The organism is Leptolyngbya sp. FACHB-60 (assembly GCF_014695775.1).
Classification (GTDB): domain Bacteria; phylum Cyanobacteriota; class Cyanobacteriia; order Phormidesmidales; family Phormidesmidaceae; genus Nodosilinea.
This window is the reverse complement of record NZ_JACJOX010000015.1, coordinates 1-22111: the sequence shown is the minus strand read 5'-3', so window position 1 is coordinate 22111 and position 22111 is coordinate 1. Positions and strand designations below refer to the sequence as shown.

Below are 22111 nucleotides of genomic sequence, written 5' to 3'. Positions count from 1 at the left end.
GCTCGTCACCGCTCCTGTCTTCAGCCACCACAACACCTGGACTTTGCTGCGGTTCACGGCATCTTGTTGCTTATCAAGCAAGATTTTAAGCGTCTCTGCTGATTCCTCAATCGTTATCTTCAGCACTCCTGCCATAGCCTTATTCCTCCTTTCCTTTCTTTCCCTATTTGTAGCTCCTTATTCGAGAATTGGTATAAGGAGCCTGGTCAGCCATATAGGGAAGTTTGCCCAGTATTGACCTGGCCCAGTCGTGGAAACGCATGACCTCAATGCGGTCTTTGCACTAGGGGTTGAGTGTGTCGCCATGAAAGAGCGATCGCAAGTGGGCAGCCAACGTGATGTTGAAGCACAGAATCAGGATGCGCTGGTCGAGCAGGCGGTTGGCGAGGACTTTGGCTCGGGCTAACAGGAGCAGGGTTTTCCAGAGTCAGCCACCCCAGAGATCAGGCGGTGGCCATCCTTCATGTTGCGGGCAAGGCATTCCTGGTCAATGTCGAGGGGCACCACCACACTGCTGCCGACCGGAAGTTCAATGCCCTCAGGCACACTGCTGGAGGTGACGGGTTTCTCTCTAATCACTGTCTCGGGATGCAGACAACCCTTGATAGTGTTTACCTAGTCTGCCGTCAGCGCCGGAAAGTCAAAGTTGACCTTGAACATATCCCGCAGCCGCTGAATCAGCATCTCTGGGCTGTAGTTCTCCCGCTCCAGCAGTTCATCCCGGTACGCTACCTGGGGTTACTGAAGGAAGTTGTAGATGTTTTCCTCATGGGCCTGGGGTTCGTTGATGTTGCTCATTACAACGCTGGTGCCCACAGGAAAGACTAGCTTGCCCTCATAGTTGCCACTGGGCTGGCGGAGGACGGGATAGCCTTTGAAGCGCTCAGCAGCAGTGCAGAAGTAGCCGTGGGTCTGTCTGAGGGGGACTGGTGGCTCTCGTTGCATCAGCTCTCCCAGCAATGGGCGGGTTGAACTATCTTCATGGGATCCGAAATGCGCTTGATTTCGGTAATTGCATCAGTTGGAGGGTTGAAAGGAGCACTCGATTCGTAACTTTAGATACAAAAACAGCTCTCAGAAGGTTTGCGACACTTCATCTCCAAATAGCAAAGGAGCTCCTTGCAAACCGTGATTTTAGCCAGAACGACACTGATTTCCGAAAAACGATACTAATCTGCGAATCGCGACATTTAGCGTGCGAACGTACAAGGAAGCCGATGGCGGGATTTGAACCCGCGACCGCTCGATTACGAATCGAGTGCTCTACCACTGAGCCACATCGGCAATAGATATTTACAGTTAGCTAGTATAACAGTGTCGTGCGATCGCACGATCGAGTCATTTCCCAAGGCGGCGAGGCCAAGCAGCGCAGCGTGGCCCTGGGGCTGGTCTGACGTCCTAGTCTTTCTCGATGTGCTTACGAACGCTGTTGAGGTCAATGTAGCGATCGGTGGCGTTGCGCAGTTCGCGGGCAATCATTCCTTCCGTCGAGACAACGGTGATATGGGTATTTTTGGAGCGCAGCAGCTCAATGGCCCGCTCAAAGTCGCCGTCGCCGCTAAAGAGAACGACCTCGTCGTACTGATCGACGGTATTGAACATGTCGATGGCAATCTCAATATCCAGATTGGCCTTTTGGGAATATCGCCCGGAGGTGTCGTCGTAATATTCCTTCAAAATTTTGGTGCGCACGGTGTAGCCGAGGCTGATCAGCGCATCGCGAAAACCGCGCTGATCTTGGGGATCTTTCAACCCGGTATACCAAAAGGCGTTTACTAGGGTAGCTCCACCGTCAAGGCTAAGAAAATATTCGAGCACCCGTTTCGGGTCAAAGAACCAGCCATTTTTTTGCTGGGCGTAGAACATATTATTGCCGTCTACGAAAATCGACAGACGCTTCAAGCCGTATCTATTTGCCATAAATATTAATAGTAATCAACTTAACAAGTCATCTATTCTATAAACCGTGTAGATGCTAATTCTAGTTAATTCAGTAGACGAAACACACAATAATGGTGTGGTCTGACTTAATAAAACCAGCTCTAGCCAAAGCGTTTACTTAGGGCACTAAGGCTATAGAGTGTAGCTGCTTCTATCAAAAAAATCTAGAGATTAGTTAGACTTAAAGACAGAAAAGTCTACTGATGAGGAAGTGAATGAGCTAATTCATGCTACCAGATCTTACAAAACCCTAGAGATTAATCTTGCAATGACTCAAAGCAAAGTTGAGCAAATTCAACAGCTTGGACTACAACTTGCCCTAGTGGTAAAGCGTTGGATATGAGTAGCTTTACTATTTGCACCTGAAGTAAATGTACTATGCCAAATTAGTGATATGAATTCATGAAGAAGTAAAGTCAAGATTACCTTTTTTTAGCGGTTGCCTCAAAGAATAACTGATTTGCTGAACTTGCTATGTCCGCAAAATCACTGTGACGTAGTCTTAATAACTACACTCAATATCATATTGAACTAGCCTAAAATTAACTTTATCTTTATCAATTATAGTATAGTGCCAACCCCCGAGGCTGGAATTAGGTGGCTCACTCACAAGGGTGCATCGCTGGTGCGGACCTTGAGAATTTCCTGAAGCTCAGTCGGTAAATTTTCAAAGAAGCTATGGCCAGTGGCTATTTCAATGCGCTGGACTGAGGTTTGATAGCGGCGCCAGTCAGGGCCGACTTGGTTGCTGTTGGGCATATCAACGGCAATTATTCGGCTGTCGCTGCCAATGCCTAACCCGCCATCGGGGAGGCGATCGTACACCACGATGACTTTCCACAGGCGGGAGGGTATGGCAATAGCGCGGTTGCCGATGCTGCCCTGGCTGCCGTAGGCCCCAGCAAAGACGTGCAGGCTGTGGTCATATTGGTAGACCAGCGAGCGCCCGTATTCTTCCAGTTCACGCCAGGGGCCACGGTTGTTGTCGGGGGCTTGGGGAATGATGTTGGTCATCAAAAAGGTGGCGGCGTTGTCGCCCACGCTGGCGGTGCGATCGCCCGAGGGCACCACATGGCCGCGATCGTAGCCGCTGCCTCGATAGTCGTTGGGAGTGACCTGGTAAAATCCAGCGGGCAGTGCCCCGTCAGGGCGAAAATTGTCCTGGCGATCGGTGGAGCCCAACCAGGCGGCATCGACCTCCCAACTGGCCCAGTTGAGCCCGTTGCGATCGCGGCTGTAGCTGAGCACATACTGATCGCGCTGAATCAAATAATTGTTGGGGTTAGTGGTCGCCGCCTGGCTGGGGTTACCCAGCGCCAGGTGGGGGTTGCTAGAGGGCGGGGCCGGTGGATCGGCAGCCGGTATGGCGGTGGGCAGCAGTTCACAGGCTCGACCGTTACCATCCCCGTCCAAGCTGTAGGGGTCGCCCCCAAAGGCATCGAGCACCGTCTGGGCCTGAGACTGGCTAGCGAAATCGCCACAGTTGCAGTTGTCATCAACACAGGGCGGCAGGGTTGCTACATCCCCAGGGGTAACCCAATCGCTCACCAACAGCAGCAGATCGCCACAGCCCGCTAGCCCCAGCGCCAAGGCCACTAGCGACAGTCGACCCCAGAGACGCCGCCGAGAAAATATCATTGCCAATCGCCCCATGGTTGAACGACCATCCCCTTGAAGACATCCAGACAAATGTACTGAAATCGCGCGCGATCGCAACCCTCTGCCTCACCATTTCTGGTTGAATTTATGGTCGACGGCAGGGGCGGAGGTTGCGGAAGGGCTCAATAGCGTTAACAATGTGAAACGTGGCCTGGCTTATCCCCCTGCCTGGCATAGGGATGTTTCACCCCACCGGGTGCGGGGCTACCGCCTGGTCTAGGCGCAAGAAAATTCTCTTTTTGCCCGTCTTTCTATTCATTACCAGGATGATTATGCTCAACCAAGCAATCGCTAAGCTACAGGCATGGTTCCCCGCCGCCGCTGTCCACGCGCACTGCGATGGCCCCTGCGGCGTTTACGACCCCTCCTCGGCTCGCATTGCCGCCGAAGCTGTGCTGTCGATGACCAAAAAACTGGTCGACCTTGAGGCGCCCGTTGGTGGCGATAAGGCCGCTTCTATTGCTTACCACAACACCTTCGCCCGCTATACTGCCATCAAAGAAGAGCAAGCCCAAATCACCAAAGATGAGCTACTGGTGCTTTGGACCGATTACTTTAAGCCTGTGCACCTAGAGCAGTTCCCTGACCTGCATGACACTTTTTGGAAAGCCGCCAAACTCTGCTCTGCTTGCAAAGTCGAAGTCAGCGTGCAGCATGCCAACGAGTTGATGGAAGCTGCGCAGAAAATCCACAGCATTTTCTGGGCAACCAAAAACCGTGATGTGTCTTGGTACACCGCCAGCTAGAGGGAAATGAGGGAGGTGAGGAAGATAAGGGAAATGAGCAGGGTGGAGGCTCTCCATCGTCCTCATTTCCCCATCTCCTTATCCTCTCACCTTTGAATTTGATTTTGGTGGAAAACAACCTCGGCATTTCCTCACAGCCGCCGTCGCAGTTGCGCCATAGTCAGTTCACCGACCTGGTGCTCTGGCTGTTGCGCCAGCGACGGCGGTTTCGCGTTGTGGGGGCTTCGATGCTGCCTTTGTTAGAGCCGGGTACGGAGGTGTTGATCGACCCCTCCGCCTACCGTCAGCAGCGACCCCGGCCAGGGGATTTGGTGGTGGCCGACCATCCTCGTCAGCCAGGGCTGCTGCTGATTAAGTGGGTGGTTTATGTCGATGCCAACGGCAGCTTTTTGCAGGGGCTAAACGCGGCGGAAAGCACCGACAGCCGCGAGTTTGGCCTGGTGCCCTGGGCGGGGCTGGTGGGTCAGGTTGTCTGCCGGCTGCCCTGATGGGGGTCAAGCTAGGAGAAGCTGTTCACCACAGCCATGACTTCTGCGGGTGAGTCGACTCGGTAGGCCTGAATACCAAAGGCGCAGGCCGCTTCGACATTGCGAGCCCCATCGTCAAAGAACGCTACGCTGTTGGCCGGGGCATCGAGCGCCATCAGCAAGTGCTCAAAGATGGCTGCACTGGGCTTTATTAGACCAATTTTGTACGACAGAAATAGCTGGTCAAAGTAGTCAAAGAAATTGTAGCGATCGCGCAGTCGCTCGTAGTGGGCGGGGTTGGTGTTCGACAGCAGCGACAGATGGTAGCGGGGTTTAAGGGCAGCGAGCATGTCGTCGCACTGGGGCAGCGGTGCCCGCACGATCTCTAAGAACTCATGTTGAACGACTGCGGGGGCGATCGCCAAACCAAAATCTTGCACAAAGGCGGCGGCAAAGGTATCGAAGTTGGTGCGGCCGCTCTCAAAATCGACGACGCAGGGGGCGCTGACCCAAAGGCGGTGGATTTCCTCAATGGTGATAGGGCGACCCAGCAGGTCTTTGACCCGATCGAGCCACTGTAGCTCGATCAGCACCCCACCCATATCCAACACAATATGCGTAATCGCCATCGTCATTGCTCCACTGAAAATTGACCAGCCTTACCTTACCGGGCTTTGTTCTTACTTTGGCTGTGGGGCAGTGCTTGGAGTCAGCAGTAGAGAGCATCTCGACTGAATAGTCGTGGGGCGATCAGGGGTGATTGAGACATTACCGCCTGTGACAAGAGGTTACGTTTTTCCTTGCCTGTAGCCGTTGCTAGACCCCTGCGATCGCCCTAAAGCCACGACTGTAGAGCCTTTTATCTTTGTGTCACAACGTAACGGCGAGGCGATAACAGCATTGCCGAAAGAATAATTCACACTGGCAGCCAACAAAGTCCGCTAGGCTGAAATCATTGATAAACAAGGGACTCAGCTCGAAACTCCGAGTCTCTGCCCAACGCTTCACTCATCATTTTTCCCCAGGCCTATATCCATGAATTCTCTATCTCACCCCATCGCCAAGCCTACCCTCTGGGTCGGGGCGGTTGTGTTTGCGCTCATGTTTTGGTTCAGCAGCAGCCTGCTGATGGATTTTGTCATCATGCCGGGGCTGTTTGTCGGCGGCATGATGAGCCAACCCGATTTTGGCGCGGCGGGCTACGCCATGTTTTGGGTGTTTAACCGTCTAGAGCTGCTGTGCGCTGGCGTCATTTTGACCGGGCTGCTGGCCGCCCGGCAGTCGCGCCCCCAGCGGCCTGTGGTCGCCAGCGGCCTGCGCAGCCGCTGGGCAGTGGAGCTAGGGCTAGGCCTGCTGGCCCTCACCCTGGTACTGACCTATGCGATCGCCCCCGCCATGGCCGCCCTAGGTGCCTCCCTCGACCCCTTTGCCGCCACCGTTGAAGTGCCCGGTGCGATGAACCAGATGCACGGGCTGTACTTTGGCTTAGAGGCCATCAAGCTGCTGGGCTGTGGTGCGCTGCTCAGCCTGCTCTACGGCGACCTCCGCCGAGCTGAGGAACTGTAGCTCTGTCTTAATCTCTAGCTGAAAAGCCCCCAATTCTTCTCTAAAAGAGAATCGGGGGCTTTTGATTGCGCTCGTTTTCAGCGATTTACAGGCGCGTATTGGTTAGGCTCTGGCGTGGGTTAGTGGTGCGACCGTCGCGAATTTTTTCGTATAGCTGACGCTCGGTGTCGCTGAGGCTCGCCGGGGGCGTAATTACCACTTTGATCAGCAGATCGCCGCGATCGCCTTTGTGTCGAGGCCAGCCCTTACCCCGCAGCCGCAGGGTCTGACCCGAGCGGGTCCCCCCAGGGAGGTTCATAGTCACGCTGCCGTCGGGGGTCGGCACATCAATCTTGCCCCCCAGCACCGCCTCATCGGGTGTGATGGGCACCTCGGCCGTGAGGCTGTCGCCCTCCAAGGTAAAGAAGCTGTGCCCCTCTAACTGCACCACTAGATAAATATCGGCAGGCTGCTTGGTGTAGGGGTTAATCGGCCCCTTGCCCTTGAGGCGAATCTTGCTGCCCTGCTTGGCCCCAGGCGGAATGCGCACCTCCACGCTGTCGTTACCAATGCGCAGGCGCTTTTGGGCACCGTGGAAAGCTTCGCTAAAGGTGAGGCGAATGTTGGCCTCCTGATCGAAGGATTGGTTCGGAGCGGTTTCGTAGCCGCCAAACCCAGGCCCGCCTGGCCCACCCCCCGGAGCACCGTAGGGATACGATCGGGCACCACCGCCGCTAGGGGTGGCAAAACGACCCAACAGCTCGTTGATGAACTCGTCAAAGCTGCCGTAGTTGCTAAAGTCAAAGCCGCCCATGTCGCCGGGGCTCCCGTAGGCGGTGCCAGCCCCCGCTCGGCTGGCCTGCTGCCAGTATTGACCAAACTGGTCGTACTTCTTACGCTTGTCGGCGTCGGAAAGCACCTCGTAGGCTTCGCTCACCTCTTTGAACTTGGCCTCGGCGGTTTTGTCATTGGGGTTCACGTCGGGGTGGTACTTGCGGGCCAGCTTGCGAAAAGACTGCTTGATCTCGTCGGCACTTGCCGTGCGACTGACCCCCAGCACCGCGTAGTAGTCTTTAAAGCCCGTAGCAGCCATTCCAATCCTCCTAAAAACCCGCGCTCAAGTGGTGACTATTGTCCATAGTCAGCTTTGGGCTGGGAAGGGCCACCGCCACTTCCGCTAGACCCATATCTACCTCTAGGTTTAGCGTAGCAAACCCCACGCCCCAGGAAAGTTCGGTTTTCCAGGGCGGGGCGGGGCCAATTACGCAATCCCTACCACCGCATCGAGTTCGGCATAGTCAGGCAGGGTGGTGTCGATGGGGCGACCCTGGCGCAAAACGATGCGATCGCCCTGGGGTCGCGCCAGCAGCTCGCTAAAGCTGCGGGCCTTAAACACCACTAGATCCGCTGGGCGGCCTGTGCCAATCAGCCCTACCTCTAAGCCCATAATCTGCGCTGGGGTACGGGTTACCGCCTGGGGCCAGTCACCCACGGGGCGATCGAGCTGGCCGATGCGTACCGCCTGGGTAAACACCTCCACCATGTCGTGGTCACCGTAGGCAAAGAATGCGTCGCGGCAATTATCGCTGGCCAGGGCAACGGCCACCTCAAACTGGCGCAGCTCGGGCAGCAGGGTGACACCGCGATAACGGGGCATGCGGCCTGGTTGGCGATCTTGCAGGTAGAGGTTGCACATCGGCAGACTGACAACGCTGATGCTGGCCTGCTTGAGCAGCGCCAAGGTGTCTTGGACGCGATCGCCCGCCTGCACCGACAAACTACAGCAGTGGCCGCAGTTGACCCGCCCGCCAAAGCCGCGCCGCAGTTTGGTCTCAGCCACCACCCGCAGGCCTTCGGCTTTGGGGTCAAGGCTCTCATCGGCGTGAAAATCGAGGTCTAGGCCTCGGGCCTCGGCCAGGGCAAAGGCGCGGTCGATCTGGGCTTCCAGCCCGGGCTGGGGATAGATTACCCCGCCTAAAATGCCGCCGTACCGGGCAACGGTATCCGCTAGGTGTTCAGCCTCGGGGCGATCGTAGTAGTCCATCGACACCAGGCACACAGCCTGGAGCGCGATCTTGCCCGCCCACTCCTGCCGCAGCCGATCGAAGACTGCAAAGCTGATCTCCTCTTGCCCATTCAAGCAGTCCAGATGGGTTCTGACGGCTTGGGTGCCGTGGGCATAGCTGCACCGCAGGCCAAAGCTCATGCGGGGGTAGAGGTCGGCGGCGCTCCAGTGGCTGTGGTCGGCTTCGGCGGCCTTGAGAGCCGAGGCAAAGGTGCCATCGGGGTTGGGGTTGCGAAACCAGGTCTGGCCTTTGTCTAGATGGGTGTGGCAGTCGGCAAAGCAGGGCCACACCATGCCCTGGCGCAGATCCCAGCAGGGCTGGTCGGTATCCGGGGGCTGGCTGGCTGGCATCATGGCCGTAATCTGTCCGTCCCGGATTTCTAAGTGGGCAGCGACTAGTTCTTCTGAGATCGGCGGGGCGGAGAGGGCTGCGATCGCATTCCAAGACCCCGGCCCATCGACGCAAGCTAGGGGCAGTCGGACGTTTTGTAACCAGTAGTGAGCGGCAGAGCGTTGCAAAAACTCGGTTAGGGCGGTTGAATTCATAGCATTTGACGAAACAGCTGATCGAGGTCACTGCTGCTGAGATTTAGAATTACCGGATAGAGTTTTGGCACATCCATCACAGCAGTTCTAGGCCCAGAGACCTACAGTGAAAGTAGAGCCTAGTACTTAATCAAGCTAATTGTGACAGGCTCAAATAGCTAGGGTTCAGGGTATACGGTTTAAGGCCGGTCGTGAACCTAAAACCTTGAACCCTGAACCTCTACGAACCTGTCATCTTTAGCTTGACAGACGACTAACAGCCTAAGCCCCAAGCTTCTAAAGTTCAATTCGGGAATGCTTAGAGCACACAGTGTTTCTATCCTTAACGTGTAAGGTAAATGTCATGGTTGACAACACAGCGTCTAAAATTTTCTGGCAGTCTGGTGCTTCCGTCTTTGGCTTTCTGCTATTGGTGATTTTACTTGCCTGAAAGGGCAGCGCTAAATGAGTCAGGTCGAGCTAATACCAGAGCCAAATTTAGCGGTCCTCACGCACAGCCCAACTCCACAGGGGCGTAGCCCGCTACCTTCTTATAATCGGGAAATTCAACAGCACAGGATTTTCCAGAGAAATCACGAATTCAACAAAGCCAGGGCCAACGGTATCTGCTCTTTCACTGAGGCCGCCGATCGCTCTAAGGCTGACTGCTCTTTTGGGGTAAGCGATAGCTCCAGGATCTCTTCAATTCCCCCTTGGCCTAGGCGGCAGGGCACTCCCAAATAGAGATCGCTCAGGCCATACTGCCCCGTCAGGTGGGCGGCAAGGGGTAAAATGCGGCGCTGGTTGAGCAGCATCGACTCCACCATGACACAGGCCGAAGAAGCGGGCGCGTAGTAAGCCCCACCCTGCTTGAGCAACTGCACAATTTCGGCACCGCCGTTGCGGGTGCGATCGATCAGCGCCTGTAGACGGGGCGCAGGCATCAGCTCCGCCACCGGAATGCCGTTGACAGTGGTGTAGCTGGGCAGGGGCACCATCAGATCGCCGTGCCCGCCCAGCACCATGGCCGAGACATCGCGCGGGGGCACTCCCAGCTCCCAAGCAATGAAAGTTTGAAACCGGGCCGAGTCGAGCACTCCGGCCATGCCCATCACCCGCTGGGGGGGCAGGTCGCTGGCTTTCCAGGCCAGATAAGTCATCACATCGAGTGGATTGGTAACCACCACCACGCTGGCCTGGGGCGATACGGCCAGGGCCTGGCGCAGGGTGTCGATCACAATTTTGCCGTTGACCTGGGTGAGGTCGTCGCGGGTCATGCCGGGGCGGCGGGGCAGCCCGGCGGTAATCACCACAATGTCTGAGTTGGCGGTGTCATGGTAATCGTTAGTGCCAACAATGGTGCGGTTGTGGCCCTCACAGCCCGCCGCTTGAGACAGGTCGAGGGCGACCCCCTGGGGGCGACCCTCTACAATATCGACCAGCACCACGTTGGCCAGGTTGCGCTCTAGCAGGCGTTGGGCCAGGGTGCTGCCCACGTTGCCCGCCCCCACTACGGTAACCTGGCTAACTGAGCCGTGAGCAGAAGTGGCAGAAAAGGCAGTCATGACGTCACGCAGCGAAGGATCGGGATGGGGCTGGCCCCTGGCGGTGTCCTCAGCGTGAGGATGCCTCAATAGACTTAAGACACCGTCCATATTCTGGCGGATGCTAGTTAATTTATCCGGCAATTGTTGTGATTTAGATCATAGTGGCGGGTGACAGCTACATGATGTTGCTGTGATTGGCTAGCTTTTTTAGAAATGCTCACCGACACTTCACACTGGGATTATGAACACCCTTCTAAAAATAGGAGATGCTAGAGCAATCCCCCCTGAAAAATCGTTCTTGCCATGAAAATCTTTCCTGCTCTATCTTGCCCTATACCTCTCGGTCCATTGCTCCCTATGGCCCCCGTCCTCGGAGACAGTGATAGTACTGGCCTAGTGGCCGATATGGCGATCGAACCTGACTGCAACATTCGACTATTTGCAGCTAGCGAAACCATTTTTACCGAGGGCAGCGCTGCCGATAAAGCCTACATTATTGAGTCAGGCTACGTCGAGATTTTTGTGGGTTCTGGCTACGATTCAATTCAGCTCAATGTGCTGGGGCCAGGGGATATTTTTGGAGAAATGGGTATTATTGACGCCTCCCCCCGCTCGGCCTCGGCTAAAGCCCTTAGCTCCTGTCGCTGCATTGTGGTGTCGGCGGCCCAGGTGGCTGAGCGCATCGAGTCGTCGTCGCCGATGGTGCGGCTGTTTATCTCAATGTCGCTGCACCGCAACCGAGCCTACAACACCTACATCAAGACCCTAGCAAACCCTCACATTGGTCTGCCCCGCCCCGCCATAACCGAAAAGGCCTACGCTAGAAGTCAGCAACACCAGCAAATTTTAGACGATATCAAGCTAGAGTCCGACCTACAAAATGCCGTCCGCAACGATGAGCTATCGCTGGTATATCAGCCCCTTTTAAACCTAACCACGGGCACAATTTTAGGCTTTGAGTCACTGCTACGGTGGCAGTGCCCCCAGCGCGGCGCTGTGGCTCCCCAGCGCTTTATTGCCTTGGCCGAAGAAACTTCGCTAATTTTGCGGATGGGCGACTGGATTCTCGATCGCTCCTGTGCCGATCTACGCCATTTTCAAAAGCACTTAGAAAGCCTTGGCCAGAGCAGCACTGACTTTTTTATGAGCATCAACATTTCGGTGCGGCAGTTTCAGCAGGCCAATTTTTTTGAGCGATTAATTGCCTGCACCCAGCGCCACGGCGTGGATGCGCAGCAGATTAAGCTAGAGGTGACGGAGCGGATCTTCTTGAATGAGGCTGAGGCGATTGACTCTATCAGCAAGTGCCGCGCCGCCGGGTTTAAGATTTCCCTCGACGACTTCGGCACCGGCTACTCTAGTCTCAACTACCTGGAGCGCTGCGAAATTGACTGTTTGAAAATTGACCAGTCGTTTATTCAAAAGTTGTGCAGCAGCGATCGCGCCAAAATCCTTGTTGGTTCGATTATCGACATTGCCCGCCAGCTAGGCCTGCCCACCGTAGCCGAGGGCATTGAAACCCCCGCTCAAATGGCGGCCCTAAAATCGATGGGCTGCGACATTGGCCAGGGCTTTTTGTTCAGCCGTCCTCTGCCGCTAATTGAGGCTCTGACTCTGCTAAATCGGCAAACCTGAGCTAGGCGCTAGCTATTGCTGTAGCGCGATCGCCCCGTTGCCAGCGCCACCTGCCGAGTCGGTAGCACCCCCTTTTGGGCCAGATAGTCTTGCAGCTGCTGGGGCTTCATTTTGCACAAGTCCTTGGCCAATTCTTGCACCTGCAATCGACCGCTCACCCCTGCTAAACAGGTGCGCAGTGTGCCTAAAATTTGTGGCTCGGCCACTAGCACCAGCGTGTTGAGATCGTAGGCATTGATCAACGCTTCCATCTGTGCTCCAATGGCCTGGGCAAAGCGACGCTCAAATTCAACTAGGTAGTTGCCTCGGCGATCGTCATAGCTGTGACCACGGCTGCCGCTGCCCCGGTTGCGGCTGGCTTTAGCGTTGGCCCCTGAGTCTTGACTGGGTATTTCTACTACCGGATTCAGCAGTTGGCAGCGTTCAATCAAATCGGGACCAGATTCTAGCTCTGGCACGGCTACGGGTTCTAAAGTCAAAAACTTAGCTTTGGCACCATCCACTACGGCCACAAGGAAGCGAGTCATGAAGAATCTCCCGTTGCTAGATTTGGTGGCAATCCTAACAAGTTAAGAAGAAGCCATGGGGCGCAAAAGTAAAGGTTAACTTCTTTTCAAGAATGGTTAGGAAACGCCGATAATTCGAAGGCATTTCTGTTGTCGTCAATGCCGTTTAGCATTGACTTAAGTAGTGTTTAATGAATGAATATGAAGGCTATTCATAAAGATCGTCTACCACTCACCGGTAAAGTTCGATCGCAAAGCTAACTTGCCTGATGGTTCAGACCCGATAGGCAGAGCAGAAAAATAGACTGTTTAAGCTAACTCAAACCAGGCGATCGCCTACGAGCGACCTTGGGTTGGCACCAGCAAATCGGCAAACTCTACAGCAGCATCGCCGCCCGCTCAGCCAAGCCCGATCGCTCCCCTTTATTGAGCGTTATGTGCCCAGCGAGGGCTTCGTCCTTAAAGCGTTCAACGACGTAGGTGAGGCCATTGCTAGAGGCATCGACGTAGGGGTTGTCGATCTGGTCGGGGTCGCCAGTCAAAACGATTTTGGTGCCTTCTCCAGCTCGGGTGAGAATGGTTTTGACCTCGTGGGGGGTGAGGTTTTGGGCTTCGTCTACAATCAGGAACTGCTTGGGAATCGATCGCCCTCGAATGTAGGTCAGCGGCTCGATCTGCAATAGCCCTTGATCGATCATTTCTTCGTGGCCGCGCCGCCAGTGTTCGGGCCGACCGCGCATCTCCTGGGTGCCAAAGATCAGGTCAAAATTGTCATAGAGCGGCTGCATCCAGGGGTTTAGTTTTTCGCGCATGTCGCCGGGCAGATAGCCAATATCACGGCCCAAAGGCACGATAGGGCGGGCGATCAGCAGGCGCGAGTAGAGACGCTCGTCGGCGACTTTTTGCACTCCGGCGGCGATCGCTAGCAGCGTTTTCCCAGTGCCCGCCTTGCCCACCAGGGTCACCATCGAGATCGAGTCTTGCAGCAGCAGCTCAAAAGCAAACCGCTGCTCACGGTTGCGGGGCTGCACCCGCGATACTCCAGCGTGGGGCAGTTTGCTGAGGGGCACTAGTTTGCCGCTGCTGCCCTGCACCATGGCCAGCGCCGTGTGGTTTGGGTTCGTCTCATCGACCAGGGTAACGACCTGGTTGGGGTGGAGAGGCACATCAAGCTTCAGGTAGCCGTCGCCAAACAGCTGGCTCATGGCCTCGGCAGAGGTCATCACCTCTAGGGTGCCGGTGTAGAGGTCGTCGTAGTCAATCTTGTCGGTTTCGTAGTCTTCAGCCACCAGCCCGACGGCATCGGCTTTAATGCGCAGGTTGGTGTCTTTGCTGACCAGCACCACGGGCATGTCGCGGTGGTGCTTATACTCCATAGCCACAGCGAGAATAGCGTTGTCGCCCTGGTCGCCCTCTAGCTCAGCGGGCAGCTGCCGCAGGGTGTCGCGGTGGCACAGAGCCACCTTGAGGGTACCGCCCTTTTCTAGGGGAATGCCCTGCACCAGCGACCCCTGCTGCCGCAGTTCATCTAGGGTGCGCGATACATAGCGGGCGTTGCGGCCAGTATCGGCGGTACCTTTTTTGAAGCGATCGAGTTCTTCGATGATGGTGATGGGTAACACCACATCATTGTCCTCAAACCTGAACATTGCCATCGGATCGTGAAGCAACACGTTGGTATCGAGGACGAAAACTTTTTTCATAGAGGAGCAATAGTGGAGACGGTACGCCCAGCCCAGAAACCCTTGAGGATGCTGGATAGTGCAGCGTCAGTCTCTTGGTAAGGCTATATTCAGAAACGGTGGGCAGATGCCGTTTCCCTTGGGGTACAACAGTTCTGGATGAGCTAAGGGCAATAGTCGAAGACCGACAGAGTCCAACGCCCTTAGCCAATTCATAGAAAGGCTGTTTAGACACTGTAGCGGATTTCTCTACCATTCCTGATAGGCGCCAATAGCCAATCGAGCGGTAAACAGTTTGGGCGGCAGCTGCCGGGTTATGGAAGGGCTGCCCGTCCTCGTTTACTATGGCCTATGAGTCTTGCCTACGAAGTCTTGCCGTCACCCCTGGAGCCCCCATGCGTCTATCCCAAATGCTGTTTGTCACCCTGCGGGAGGATCCGGCAGAGGCCGAGATTCCTAGCCACAAGCTGCTGCTGCGGGCGGGGTACATGCGGCGCATTTCCAGTGGAGTCTATGCCTACCTGCCCCTGCTGTGGCGGGTGCTCAACAAAATTTCAGATATTGTGCGCGACGAGATGAATATCACGGGGGCGCAGGAGTGTCTGCTGCCCCAGCTGCAACCGGCTGAACTCTGGCGCGAGTCGGGCCGGTGGGATACCTACACCAAGGCTGAGGGCATCATGTTCTCGCTGATCGATCGCCGCCAGCAGGAGGTCGGCCTTGGCCCCACCCACGAGGAGGTGATCACCGCCGTCGCCCGCGACATGGTTCGCTCGTACCGGCAGCTGCCCCTGCACCTATACCAGATTCAAACCAAGTTTCGCGATGAGATTCGGCCTCGTTTTGGCCTCATGCGCGGGCGCGAATTCATCATGAAAGACGGTTACTCGTTTCACACTAGCGAGAGCAGTCTGAGGGAAACCTATCAAGAGATGCACCAGGCTTACAGCAACATTCTGCGCCGCTGCGGGCTGGAGTTTCGGGCGGTGGATGCGGACTCAGGGGCAATCGGGGGGTCGGGCTCCACTGAGTTCATGGTGCTGGCTGAGGCGGGCGAAGACGAGGTGCTCTATACCGAAGACGGCAAGTATGCCGCCAACGTCGAGAAGGCTGTGTCGCGACCCGTAGATGCGGTGCCCTCCACCTTCACCAAATTTGAGAAGCTAGAAACTCCAAACACGCCCACAATTGAATCGCTGGCAAAGTTTCTCAAGTGTTCGCCCACCCAGATCGTTAAGAACGTGCTGTATCAGGCGGCGTTTGACAACGGTCAGGTGGTGCTGGTGCTAGTCAGCATTCGCGGCGATCAGGATGTCAACGACGTGAAGCTCACCAACGAGCTGACCAAGCTGGCCGCCCACTATGGCGGGGCTGCGGTGATCGCCCTGGGGGTGCCCGACGAAGACGCCCAGCGCCAATGGGCCGCCAAACCTCTGCCCCTAGGCTATATGGCCCCCGACCTGGGCGATGACTATATTAACGGCGGCAAAGAGGTGGAGCCTAAGTTTCTGCGCCTGGTCGATCGCACCGCCACTGACCTCAAAAACTTCGTCACCGGCTCAAACGAGGCGGGCTACCACGTGGTGGGCGGCAACTGGGGCAAGGAATTCACCCTGCCTAAAAAAGTGGTGGATGTGCGCAAGGCGGCAGCAGGCGATCGCGCCCTGCACGACCCCAGCCAAACCCTAAAAACCGCGCGGGGCATCGAAATTGGCCACATCTTTCAGTTGGGCACTAAATACTCCCAGGCGCTCGGGGCCACCTTCACTGACGAAAACGGGGCTGAGCTGCCCCTGGTGATGGGCTGCTACGGGGTGGGCGTGTCGCGCTTAGCCCAGGCGGCGGTGGAGCAGTCCTACGATAAAAACGGCATTATCTGGCCGGTGGCGATCGCGCCCTACCAGGCGATCGTGGTGATTCCCAACATGGGTGACGATTTGCAGGTCGAAGCCGCCAAGGCGATTTATAAAGAGCTACTGTCAGTGGGGGTCGAGGCCCTGCTCGACGATCGCGACGAGCGGGCCGGGGTCAAGTTCAAAGACGCCGACCTGATTGGCATTCCCTACCGCATTGTCACCGGGCGGGCCCTGGGGGATGGCAAAGTCGAAGTGGTCGATCGGGCCACGGGCATTGTGCAAGAAGTAGCCCTAGCCGAGGTCGTTGCCCTAATCAAGGGCTGGATTGTCGATGAACTGCTGGCCAGCCGCTAGGGCTAGTCTCCCACCCACACCCCAGGAGGAACCATGGAACTGATCACCATTATGCTCTCGGCCCTGCTGGGGGTAGCGGGTAGCGGCGGCGTGGTGGTCGACACCCTGACCGAGGCCGCCCTGCGCAACCAGCTCGCCGAGGTCGAGACATTGCAGGTGCGCATTGACAATGTGCCCAACTATCAGCTGGCCAGCGGCCGCATTGAGCACACTCTCATCGCTGCTCGGGGGGTCGAAACCCGTCAAATACCCGGCCTCCGCATAGACTCTATAGATATCGAAACCGACGCCGTCGATGTCGATCGCGGCCGTTTGCAGCAGGGTGCGTTGGTGCTCAACCAACCGGCCCAGACCGCCCTACGCCTACGTCTTAACGACGACGATCTAAATGCGTTTTTGCAGTCGCCCTTGGCGCAGGGCTGGCTCGACACCCTAGAATTTACCCTGCCGGGGGCAGCGGGCCAGCGCGAGCAAAATCGCTACGGCTTGGCCAACCCGTCGCTGGAGTTTCTAGAGGGCGATCGCTTTCGTGTTGTGGTCGACCTGCAAGACCGTGTGACTCAGGAGAATATTGCGATCGTAGTCGAGTTAGGACTAACCATCCTCAATGGCCATCGCTTTGCCTTGGTTGACCCCAGTATCACCGTCGATGGCGAAGACACTCCACCCCAGCTGCTCGAAGCCTTCGTGCAGGGCGCTCAAGAGCGCCTTACCCTACGGCGGCTAGAGGCGCTGGGCGTAGTGGCCCGCGTGATCAACTTTAAAGTCCGAGACAATGAGCTAGATGTTGCCATCTTTGCCAAAATAGAGCCAACATCCCCACTCTTGACTCGGCAGCCAGCTCAAGAAGCTGTCCCCCCCGCCCCCTAGGGTAGGTTGGACTACTCTAGGCTAAGGTTGTGACCCCATTTGGACCCCCACCATGGATCTCAAAAGCAAGCTAAGGCGTATTCCCCTCGGCGTTTTGGCCGGATTAACCACTCTAGTAGTGGCCTCGGGTGGGTCTGTGGCGTGGTTCACCTGGCGGGCCATCAACCCCACGCCCCCGGTGGCGGAGTTTCCCAATCTCGACATTGACCCCGACCCCATCATGACCGTGCCGGAGGTCATCACCCCCGCCGAGCCAGCTAAGGTCGAAGACGCCCCCCCCAAAGACCCAGTCAGCCAGCCGGTTCCAGCCGAAGTTACTGGCCAAGTCTACTGGCTAAAGGACGAGGGTACAGGCTTTGCGCTGGTGCCCCAGCCCATTACCGTCGCAGCCGATGCCTCCCCTTCAGAGAAAGTCACCGCCGCATTTAGCGACCTACTCTCTAAGTCAGGCGACCCGAGTCAGCAGGCGTTCACCACAATTCCCGAACAGACTCAGCTAATCACGGCTTCAGTGGAGGCAGACGGGGTCCATGTCGATCTGTCGAGCAACTTTGAGGCCGGCGGCGGCAGCGCGGCCATGACAGGTCGCCTAGGCCAGGTGATCTACACCGCCACTGCCTTTGACCCAGCTGCCCCGGTATGGATTTCAGTGGATGGCAAGCCCTTGACCCTGTTGGGGGGTGAGGGCTTGGAAGTGAGTCAGCCTATGACCCGCAGCGATTTTGACGAAGGGTTTGGACTATAGAGAACTTTTGGAGGTTTCGACCTCGCTTAACCTCTAGAATTATGGCGGTGGCTGAGCGCAGCCGAAGCTAGGGTGCTCACCCAGGGCGGAACGGTCTACAATAAGTACCCATGTTCCACCCTAGAGTGCCCTATGGATTTGTTCTCTACGGCCCTGCCTCCCTGCCGTCTCGGCAAAGTGGTGAAGTCTAACTCTCACTGCGATTACGTGGTGCAGGTCGACGACGCCCAGGACGTCTGTTCGCCACCAACACCTGAAGACTGCGGCTTTGGTCAGTTTGTCAGCTTTGACAACGACAGCCGCCACTGGGCCGTGGGGCTGGTATACAACTCGCAGCTGTTCAACCCGCTATTTTTTAACAGCGGGCCACGGCTTTCTAGTGAGCCTGACCCTTTATTTACCCCTGATCTGGTGCAAGAGACTCGCACCCTGCTGGGGGTGGTACTAGTGGGCACCTTAGAGAGCGAGGGCAATCAGCGCTACGGAAAACACGGTATTCCTCGGGTGGTAGTGCCTGCCAATACGCCGGTCTATGGCCTGACGCCAGAGCAGGTGCACTGCTTCCACTGCAACGAAGATGGACAGACGCAGTTTAGCTACTACAGCCATTTGCTCAGGTCGGGGGGCATATTCGCCGCTCAGCTCGCCCAGCAGGTGCTGGCTGAATTAGTGGATAGCGGCTTGTTCACCGGGGCTGACCAAAAAGCGCTGATGGTGTTGGGCAAAGAGCTGAGCTGGAAGAATACTCTGGGGGCGATTCGATAGCCAGGGCCTGCCGAATAATTATGCGGCTGAGGTCAGCCACACCCATATTGCAACAGCTAATTTATTTGGAACATTCTGACAAACGGAGTTCTTTGGTATGGGCTGCCGATGTGTCACGCGCTGTGAGGTTGTCTTCTTAAGGCGACAGAATGTTAGGCCTCTAGGGCGAACCTGCCCTAACCCAATGAGTGTTTGCAATATCTAGCCTCTTCAAGGAGACATAGCAGGCTCTATGCCAGGGTAGCTAAGCACAGTAGCAGGGTTTCGGTCCATTCCACCGTGGCTCCGTAGGTGTCGCCAGTGTGGCCCCCCAGACGACGATTTAGCCAGGCTCCTATGAGAAGGGAGAAAACCAGCCCCCCTGCCAGGCTGATACCAATGGGCACAATTTGATCGGGTTGATTCCAGAACCAGAAACCATGTATCCCTAGGGCCAGCGCTAGCCCTAACAGCCAATCTTGGGGCGATCGCAAATGCTCCCGATGCAGTGCCCCCTTGCCCTCGGCTCGCAGGTAGGGGTAGCGGGCGATCGCCACCACCTGACCCCAGCGACCCCACACCAGCGACCCCACCAGCACCCAGCCGCGACCGCTGGCTAGCTCAGCTAGAGCCAGGGTTTTGAGGCCGAGAATGGCGATCGCCGCCATCACCCCAAAGGCTCCGCTGTGGCTGTCAGCCATCACCGTCAGCCGTCGCTGAGGGTCCATCACCGCTAGACCATCGGCGGTATCCATCGCACCATCGAGGTGCAACCCGCCAGTTATCCACACCCCCAGCCCAATCACCAGGGCGCTGCGGGTTAGCGTTGGCATACCCAGCTGAGCCAGCCCGAAATCTACCGCCACTAAACCCAGGCCCAAACCCAGGCCCACCACTGGTGCCAGCGGGGCAATGCCCTCAAAGCGCGGCTGCCAGCTTGGCGGCAAAGGCAGCTTTGTGTAAAACAAGATGGATCCTCCCAGCCGAGCAAACCAGCCGGGGCGAGGGGTGGTTTCACCGGGTCGCGCGGGGGGCAATGGGGTCACGGATCCACCTCTGCGCTGTAGAAAAACATTTCGGCAAAATTACGGAGACTTCAGCATTCTGGCGGAATGCTTAGCGGTTGGGCCTTTGGCAGAATTATCTCAGGGTTTTCCACAGAGCCAAGCGATCGCAGGGCAGATCATTCCCAGCGATATCGAGTATCGTGGATATAGACCCAAAGGAGCGATCGCCACGAGCTTTGCTCCACCCGCAAACGTAGCGTGGTTAAAAACCCATGAATCACGAGCGTGCCAGCAATTTAAGTATCCCCGCTCCTTGTTTAATCGATAGCGGGGTCGTTGTCAACAAAAACGACATGGTCAGACTACTGCAAGACCTGGGGCAGGTGCAATACCGCCACTTCCAAGACGGCATCACACTCTCCGAAGGCCAGGGGCTGGTCATGGAAGTGTTCGCCGATGGGCAGCAGGCCACGCTCGTGGCTAATCATACACTCTATATCAACGTTTACAGTTTTGATTGTCTAGAAATTGGCAAAACCGACGCCGACGGCAATCATTTCGACCTAGTGCAAGACAACCGACGACTGCGCCTGATTCCGCTGTCAGACCCGATGCATGAGCACATTACGCGATCGGTCAACACCGCCGCCTTTGAAGCCATGGTCGCCGACGCCCTCTCTGCCAGTTGGGATGCCTGCCTCGACGACGATCGCAATTTTTTAGATTAGGCTTAGCCTAGTTTTTCATGTTGCAGTAGTCTGGTTGCCGAGTGATAGTCCTTTGTCAATTGCACTGTTGATGCGGGGTAACTCGTGAGCTAGGAACTGCTGCCAAAACTTGTCGATATCTTCAGATATTTCGCTAAGAGAAGAATCTGGGCCAAGTTTTTCAGACGCGATCATAGAAATCAGACATAGCCAGCGGTTCTCTGAGCTTGGCTGACTTTCTACGAAACCAGAAATCTTATGATCAACAAGGCTGTCATAAATTGCCTGACGGTTATTATGATCGCCAGGCCCCAAAGTCAACACAAGCTTGACTTCAGGAGGTCTAAGAGCAAACTCAAACAACAAGATTCGATTCGTTGAACTCCAGCCCTTGCAGGTTTTTTGGAAAGGATATTTATCCCAGTTAGGCACAGCAAAGCCCACGACCTTATGCTTTAGCCAAGCATGATTCAGCACTATCTTCTCAGAAGTCGTATGTTTAACTAGAGACTTAAGATACTCAAAGACTTCGGACTCTAAATTCGGTCTATGCTCGTAAATCAGGTCCAGGGCTTCTTGATGCTGTGAGTAGATCTTGCGGCAAAGTTTAGCAATTTCCGACTCTTCCATAAAGTGCCTTCTGATAAGACTGCTGTAATGTGTCATGAGGATATTAACCTCAGAACCAATAGTAGACTGGTACCGTTTTGCTAAATCATCAATGAGTTGGGCAACGTCGGCATAACTGTAGGCTAGCCAATGCTGCTGATCATTTTTCCCATAAGGCGAAATCCCTTCTAAGGTTAGGTACACAAAAATGTGACGATAATTTTGAAATTCCTTTTGGACAATTTGGCGATATCGCTGAAGTTGATTGGAGTGCTCACCGGAATCGACTTTATTTTCGATAGCGCAGACAATTTGGTTGGCAGGAGAAATGAGGAGAACATCAATATTCCTCCACTCTCGCCGCACTTCAGCGTCTGCTAGGTCAGAAATATCTATATCGACAGGGCTGACTGGGGCATTGTCGGCGGCAATTAAGAGTCGTTTGAGAAAGGCTTTGAGAAAAATATCGCCCAGTCGGTGAGAGGCTGAAGGATTGAGTAGGAATGCAAAAAAGTGGGAATGGCGAATTTCTTGGCGCACCATGCCCACAGCTTCAAAGATGTTGAACTGATCTAGAAGGCTTTCCAACCGTTCAAGATCCTCGTTATCAACTACGAACTGCTCTAGGAGGAATTTTTGGCTAAGGGGCATAGTTAGGATAGTTCCGCTTGGGCTAAGCATAAGCTGCTTGTAGTATTTAAGGGTGTGGCAAGGCTTCACCCTCAGCCTGATAACTTTCAACCAATACTCTGGTATTTCTTGAGCATTGCGGAGAGCTTCTTCGTAGGTATAGCTGTAGCCATGTGAGCTAGGACATAGACTAGAGACAGAGACATTGCCACCTGAGTGCCATGGCCAAACCCTACAGCCTCGATTTGCGCCAAAAGGTCATCGACGCCAT

At 55.7% G+C, this 22111-nt stretch carries 22 protein-coding genes and 1 tRNA gene; 10 read left to right on the top strand and 13 right to left on the bottom strand.

What is annotated here, in order from left to right:
• The first annotated feature begins 250 nt into the window (after window positions 1-250).
• Entirely contained in the window at window positions 251-406 is a 156-nt protein-coding gene (locus H6F57_RS04075; protein WP_190624529.1) for a hypothetical protein, read from the top strand.
• Here the strand turns inward: H6F57_RS04075 and H6F57_RS04070 are convergent.
• The 5 genes from H6F57_RS04070 to H6F57_RS04050 all read right to left on the bottom strand — a co-directional run bounded on the left by H6F57_RS04070 (window position 403) and on the right by H6F57_RS04050 (window position 3579).
• On the bottom strand, window positions 403-579 hold the full coding sequence (locus tag H6F57_RS04070) for a hypothetical protein (protein ID WP_190624528.1): 177 nt from the start codon (window positions 577-579) through the stop codon (window positions 403-405). The two genes, H6F57_RS04075 and H6F57_RS04070, sit on opposite strands and share 4 nt — an antisense overlap.
• A 159-nt stretch (window positions 580-738) precedes the next feature.
• Complete coding sequence (locus tag H6F57_RS04065) at window positions 739-945, bottom strand: hypothetical protein (protein ID WP_190624527.1); 207 nt, start codon at window positions 943-945, stop codon at window positions 739-741.
• A 267-nt stretch (window positions 946-1212) separates the two neighbouring features.
• Window positions 1213-1284: transfer RNA gene (locus H6F57_RS04060), tRNA-Thr, on the bottom strand.
• A 114-nt stretch (window positions 1285-1398) separates the two neighbouring features.
• Complete coding sequence (locus H6F57_RS04055) at window positions 1399-1920, bottom strand: NYN domain-containing protein (RefSeq protein WP_190624526.1); 522 nt, start codon at window positions 1918-1920, stop codon at window positions 1399-1401.
• Window positions 1921-2547: 627 nt separating this feature from the next.
• Window positions 2548-3579 carry a DNA/RNA non-specific endonuclease gene (locus tag H6F57_RS04050; protein WP_190624525.1) on the bottom strand — a complete coding sequence of 344 codons (1032 nt, stop codon included), beginning with the start codon at window positions 3577-3579 and terminating at the stop codon, window positions 2548-2550.
• A gap of 293 nt (window positions 3580-3872) precedes the next feature.
• On the opposite strand from H6F57_RS04050, the gene sodN reads away from it, so the two are divergent.
• Together sodN and sodX are read left to right on the top strand one after the other, a co-directional pair.
• Entirely contained in the window at window positions 3873-4346 is a 474-nt protein-coding gene (gene sodN / locus H6F57_RS04045) for a superoxide dismutase, Ni (protein WP_190624524.1), read from the top strand.
• Between the two features lie 92 nt (window positions 4347-4438).
• The gene (gene sodX / locus H6F57_RS04040) at window positions 4439-4834 is read left to right on the top strand and encodes a nickel-type superoxide dismutase maturation protease (protein ID WP_242024720.1); all 396 of its coding nucleotides are present in this window, start codon (window positions 4439-4441) and stop codon (window positions 4832-4834) included.
• An 11-nt stretch (window positions 4835-4845) separates the two neighbouring features.
• Here the strand turns inward: sodX and H6F57_RS04035 are convergent, their stop codons facing one another.
• Window positions 4846-5442 (bottom strand): HAD family phosphatase, encoded by a 597-nt coding sequence (locus tag H6F57_RS04035; protein ID WP_190624523.1) that lies wholly within the window; start codon window positions 5440-5442, stop codon window positions 4846-4848.
• Between the two features lie 406 nt (window positions 5443-5848).
• Here H6F57_RS04035 and H6F57_RS04030 point away from each other — a divergent pair, with 406 nt between their 5' ends.
• Window positions 5849-6379 carry a DUF4149 domain-containing protein gene (locus H6F57_RS04030; protein WP_190624522.1) on the top strand — a complete coding sequence of 177 codons (531 nt, stop codon included), beginning with the start codon at window positions 5849-5851 and terminating at the stop codon, window positions 6377-6379.
• An 85-nt stretch (window positions 6380-6464) separates the two neighbouring features.
• On the opposite strand, the gene H6F57_RS04025 is transcribed toward H6F57_RS04030, so the two are convergent.
• From H6F57_RS04025 to mdh, 3 genes are all read right to left on the bottom strand, one after another.
• The gene (locus tag H6F57_RS04025; protein ID WP_190624521.1) at window positions 6465-7451 is read right to left on the bottom strand and encodes a DnaJ C-terminal domain-containing protein; all 987 of its coding nucleotides are present in this window, start codon (window positions 7449-7451) and stop codon (window positions 6465-6467) included.
• A 168-nt stretch (window positions 7452-7619) separates the two neighbouring features.
• Window positions 7620-8969 carry a cytosine deaminase gene (locus H6F57_RS04020; RefSeq protein ID WP_190624520.1) on the bottom strand — a complete coding sequence of 450 codons (1350 nt, stop codon included), beginning with the start codon at window positions 8967-8969 and terminating at the stop codon, window positions 7620-7622.
• 572 nt (window positions 8970-9541) lie between these two features.
• Entirely contained in the window at window positions 9542-10513 is a 972-nt protein-coding gene (mdh, locus tag H6F57_RS04015) for a malate dehydrogenase (protein WP_190624519.1), read from the bottom strand.
• 339 nt (window positions 10514-10852) lie between these two features.
• On the opposite strand from mdh, the gene H6F57_RS04010 reads away from it, so the two are divergent.
• A complete protein-coding gene (locus tag H6F57_RS04010; RefSeq protein WP_190624518.1) occupies window positions 10853-12130 on the top strand; it encodes an EAL domain-containing protein in 1278 nt (425 codons plus the stop codon).
• Between the two features lie 8 nt (window positions 12131-12138).
• On the opposite strand, the gene H6F57_RS04005 is transcribed toward H6F57_RS04010, so the two are convergent.
• Together H6F57_RS04005 and H6F57_RS04000 are read right to left on the bottom strand one after the other, a co-directional pair.
• On the bottom strand, window positions 12139-12657 hold the full coding sequence (locus H6F57_RS04005; protein ID WP_190624517.1) for a host attachment protein: 519 nt from the start codon (window positions 12655-12657) through the stop codon (window positions 12139-12141).
• A 356-nt stretch (window positions 12658-13013) separates the two neighbouring features.
• The gene (locus H6F57_RS04000; protein WP_190624516.1) at window positions 13014-14339 is read right to left on the bottom strand and encodes a PhoH family protein; all 1326 of its coding nucleotides are present in this window, start codon (window positions 14337-14339) and stop codon (window positions 13014-13016) included.
• Between the two features lie 374 nt (window positions 14340-14713).
• On the opposite strand from H6F57_RS04000, the gene H6F57_RS03995 reads away from it, so the two are divergent.
• The 4 genes from H6F57_RS03995 to H6F57_RS03980 all read left to right on the top strand — a co-directional run bounded on the left by H6F57_RS03995 (window position 14714) and on the right by H6F57_RS03980 (window position 18908).
• Window positions 14714-16528, top strand: coding sequence for a proline--tRNA ligase (locus H6F57_RS03995; RefSeq protein ID WP_190624515.1), 1815 nt, complete (start codon window positions 14714-14716; stop codon window positions 16526-16528).
• 33 nt (window positions 16529-16561) lie between these two features.
• Window positions 16562-17398 (top strand): DUF2993 domain-containing protein, encoded by an 837-nt coding sequence (locus H6F57_RS03990; RefSeq protein ID WP_190624514.1) that lies wholly within the window; start codon window positions 16562-16564, stop codon window positions 17396-17398.
• Window positions 17399-17450: 52 nt separating this feature from the next.
• Window positions 17451-18143 (top strand): GerMN domain-containing protein, encoded by a 693-nt coding sequence (locus H6F57_RS03985; RefSeq protein ID WP_190624513.1) that lies wholly within the window; start codon window positions 17451-17453, stop codon window positions 18141-18143.
• A gap of 132 nt (window positions 18144-18275) precedes the next feature.
• Complete coding sequence (locus H6F57_RS03980; protein ID WP_190624512.1) at window positions 18276-18908, top strand: hypothetical protein; 633 nt, start codon at window positions 18276-18278, stop codon at window positions 18906-18908.
• 230 nt (window positions 18909-19138) lie between these two features.
• Here the strand turns inward: H6F57_RS03980 and cobS are convergent, their stop codons facing one another.
• Window positions 19139-19870 (bottom strand): adenosylcobinamide-GDP ribazoletransferase, encoded by a 732-nt coding sequence (cobS, locus tag H6F57_RS03975; protein ID WP_199294687.1) that lies wholly within the window; start codon window positions 19868-19870, stop codon window positions 19139-19141.
• A gap of 296 nt (window positions 19871-20166) precedes the next feature.
• On the opposite strand from cobS, the gene H6F57_RS03970 reads away from it, so the two are divergent.
• The gene (locus H6F57_RS03970; protein ID WP_190624511.1) at window positions 20167-20622 is read left to right on the top strand and encodes a hypothetical protein; all 456 of its coding nucleotides are present in this window, start codon (window positions 20167-20169) and stop codon (window positions 20620-20622) included.
• 15 nt (window positions 20623-20637) lie between these two features.
• On the opposite strand, the gene H6F57_RS03965 is transcribed toward H6F57_RS03970, so the two are convergent.
• Window positions 20638-21861 (bottom strand): PD-(D/E)XK nuclease family protein, encoded by a 1224-nt coding sequence (locus H6F57_RS03965; RefSeq protein ID WP_190624510.1) that lies wholly within the window; start codon window positions 21859-21861, stop codon window positions 20638-20640.
• Window positions 21862-22111: the final 250 nt, after the last annotated feature.

Bases quoted from the DNA above. Each gene is read 5' to 3' on its own strand.
- H6F57_RS04065 (WP_190624527.1), bottom strand. From the start codon at position 945: ATGCAACGAGAGCCACCAGTCCCCCTCAGACAGACCCACGGCTACTTC.
- H6F57_RS04055 (WP_190624526.1), bottom strand. From the start codon at position 1,920: ATGGCAAATAGATACGGCTTGAAGCGTCTGTCGATTTTCGTAGACGGC.
- H6F57_RS04050 (WP_190624525.1), bottom strand. From the start codon at position 3,579: ATGATATTTTCTCGGCGGCGTCTCTGGGGTCGACTGTCGCTAGTGGCC.
- sodN (WP_190624524.1), top strand. From the start codon at position 3,873: ATGCTCAACCAAGCAATCGCTAAGCTACAGGCATGGTTCCCCGCCGCC.
- H6F57_RS04035 (WP_190624523.1), bottom strand. From the start codon at position 5,442: ATGGCGATTACGCATATTGTGTTGGATATGGGTGGGGTGCTGATCGAG.
- H6F57_RS04030 (WP_190624522.1), top strand. From the start codon at position 5,849: ATGAATTCTCTATCTCACCCCATCGCCAAGCCTACCCTCTGGGTCGGG.
- H6F57_RS04025 (WP_190624521.1), bottom strand. From the start codon at position 7,451: ATGGCTGCTACGGGCTTTAAAGACTACTACGCGGTGCTGGGGGTCAGT.
- H6F57_RS04020 (WP_190624520.1), bottom strand. From the start codon at position 8,969: ATGAATTCAACCGCCCTAACCGAGTTTTTGCAACGCTCTGCCGCTCAC.
- mdh (WP_190624519.1), bottom strand. From the start codon at position 10,513: ATGACTGCCTTTTCTGCCACTTCTGCTCACGGCTCAGTTAGCCAGGTT.
- H6F57_RS04010 (WP_190624518.1), top strand. From the start codon at position 10,853: ATGGCCCCCGTCCTCGGAGACAGTGATAGTACTGGCCTAGTGGCCGAT.
- H6F57_RS04005 (WP_190624517.1), bottom strand. From the start codon at position 12,657: ATGACTCGCTTCCTTGTGGCCGTAGTGGATGGTGCCAAAGCTAAGTTT.
- H6F57_RS04000 (WP_190624516.1), bottom strand. From the start codon at position 14,339: ATGAAAAAAGTTTTCGTCCTCGATACCAACGTGTTGCTTCACGATCCG.
- H6F57_RS03995 (WP_190624515.1), top strand. From the start codon at position 14,714: ATGCGTCTATCCCAAATGCTGTTTGTCACCCTGCGGGAGGATCCGGCA.
- H6F57_RS03990 (WP_190624514.1), top strand. From the start codon at position 16,562: ATGGAACTGATCACCATTATGCTCTCGGCCCTGCTGGGGGTAGCGGGT.
- H6F57_RS03985 (WP_190624513.1), top strand. From the start codon at position 17,451: ATGGATCTCAAAAGCAAGCTAAGGCGTATTCCCCTCGGCGTTTTGGCC.
- H6F57_RS03980 (WP_190624512.1), top strand. From the start codon at position 18,276: ATGGATTTGTTCTCTACGGCCCTGCCTCCCTGCCGTCTCGGCAAAGTG.
- H6F57_RS03970 (WP_190624511.1), top strand. From the start codon at position 20,167: ATGAATCACGAGCGTGCCAGCAATTTAAGTATCCCCGCTCCTTGTTTA.
- H6F57_RS03965 (WP_190624510.1), bottom strand. From the start codon at position 21,861: ATGCCCCTTAGCCAAAAATTCCTCCTAGAGCAGTTCGTAGTTGATAAC.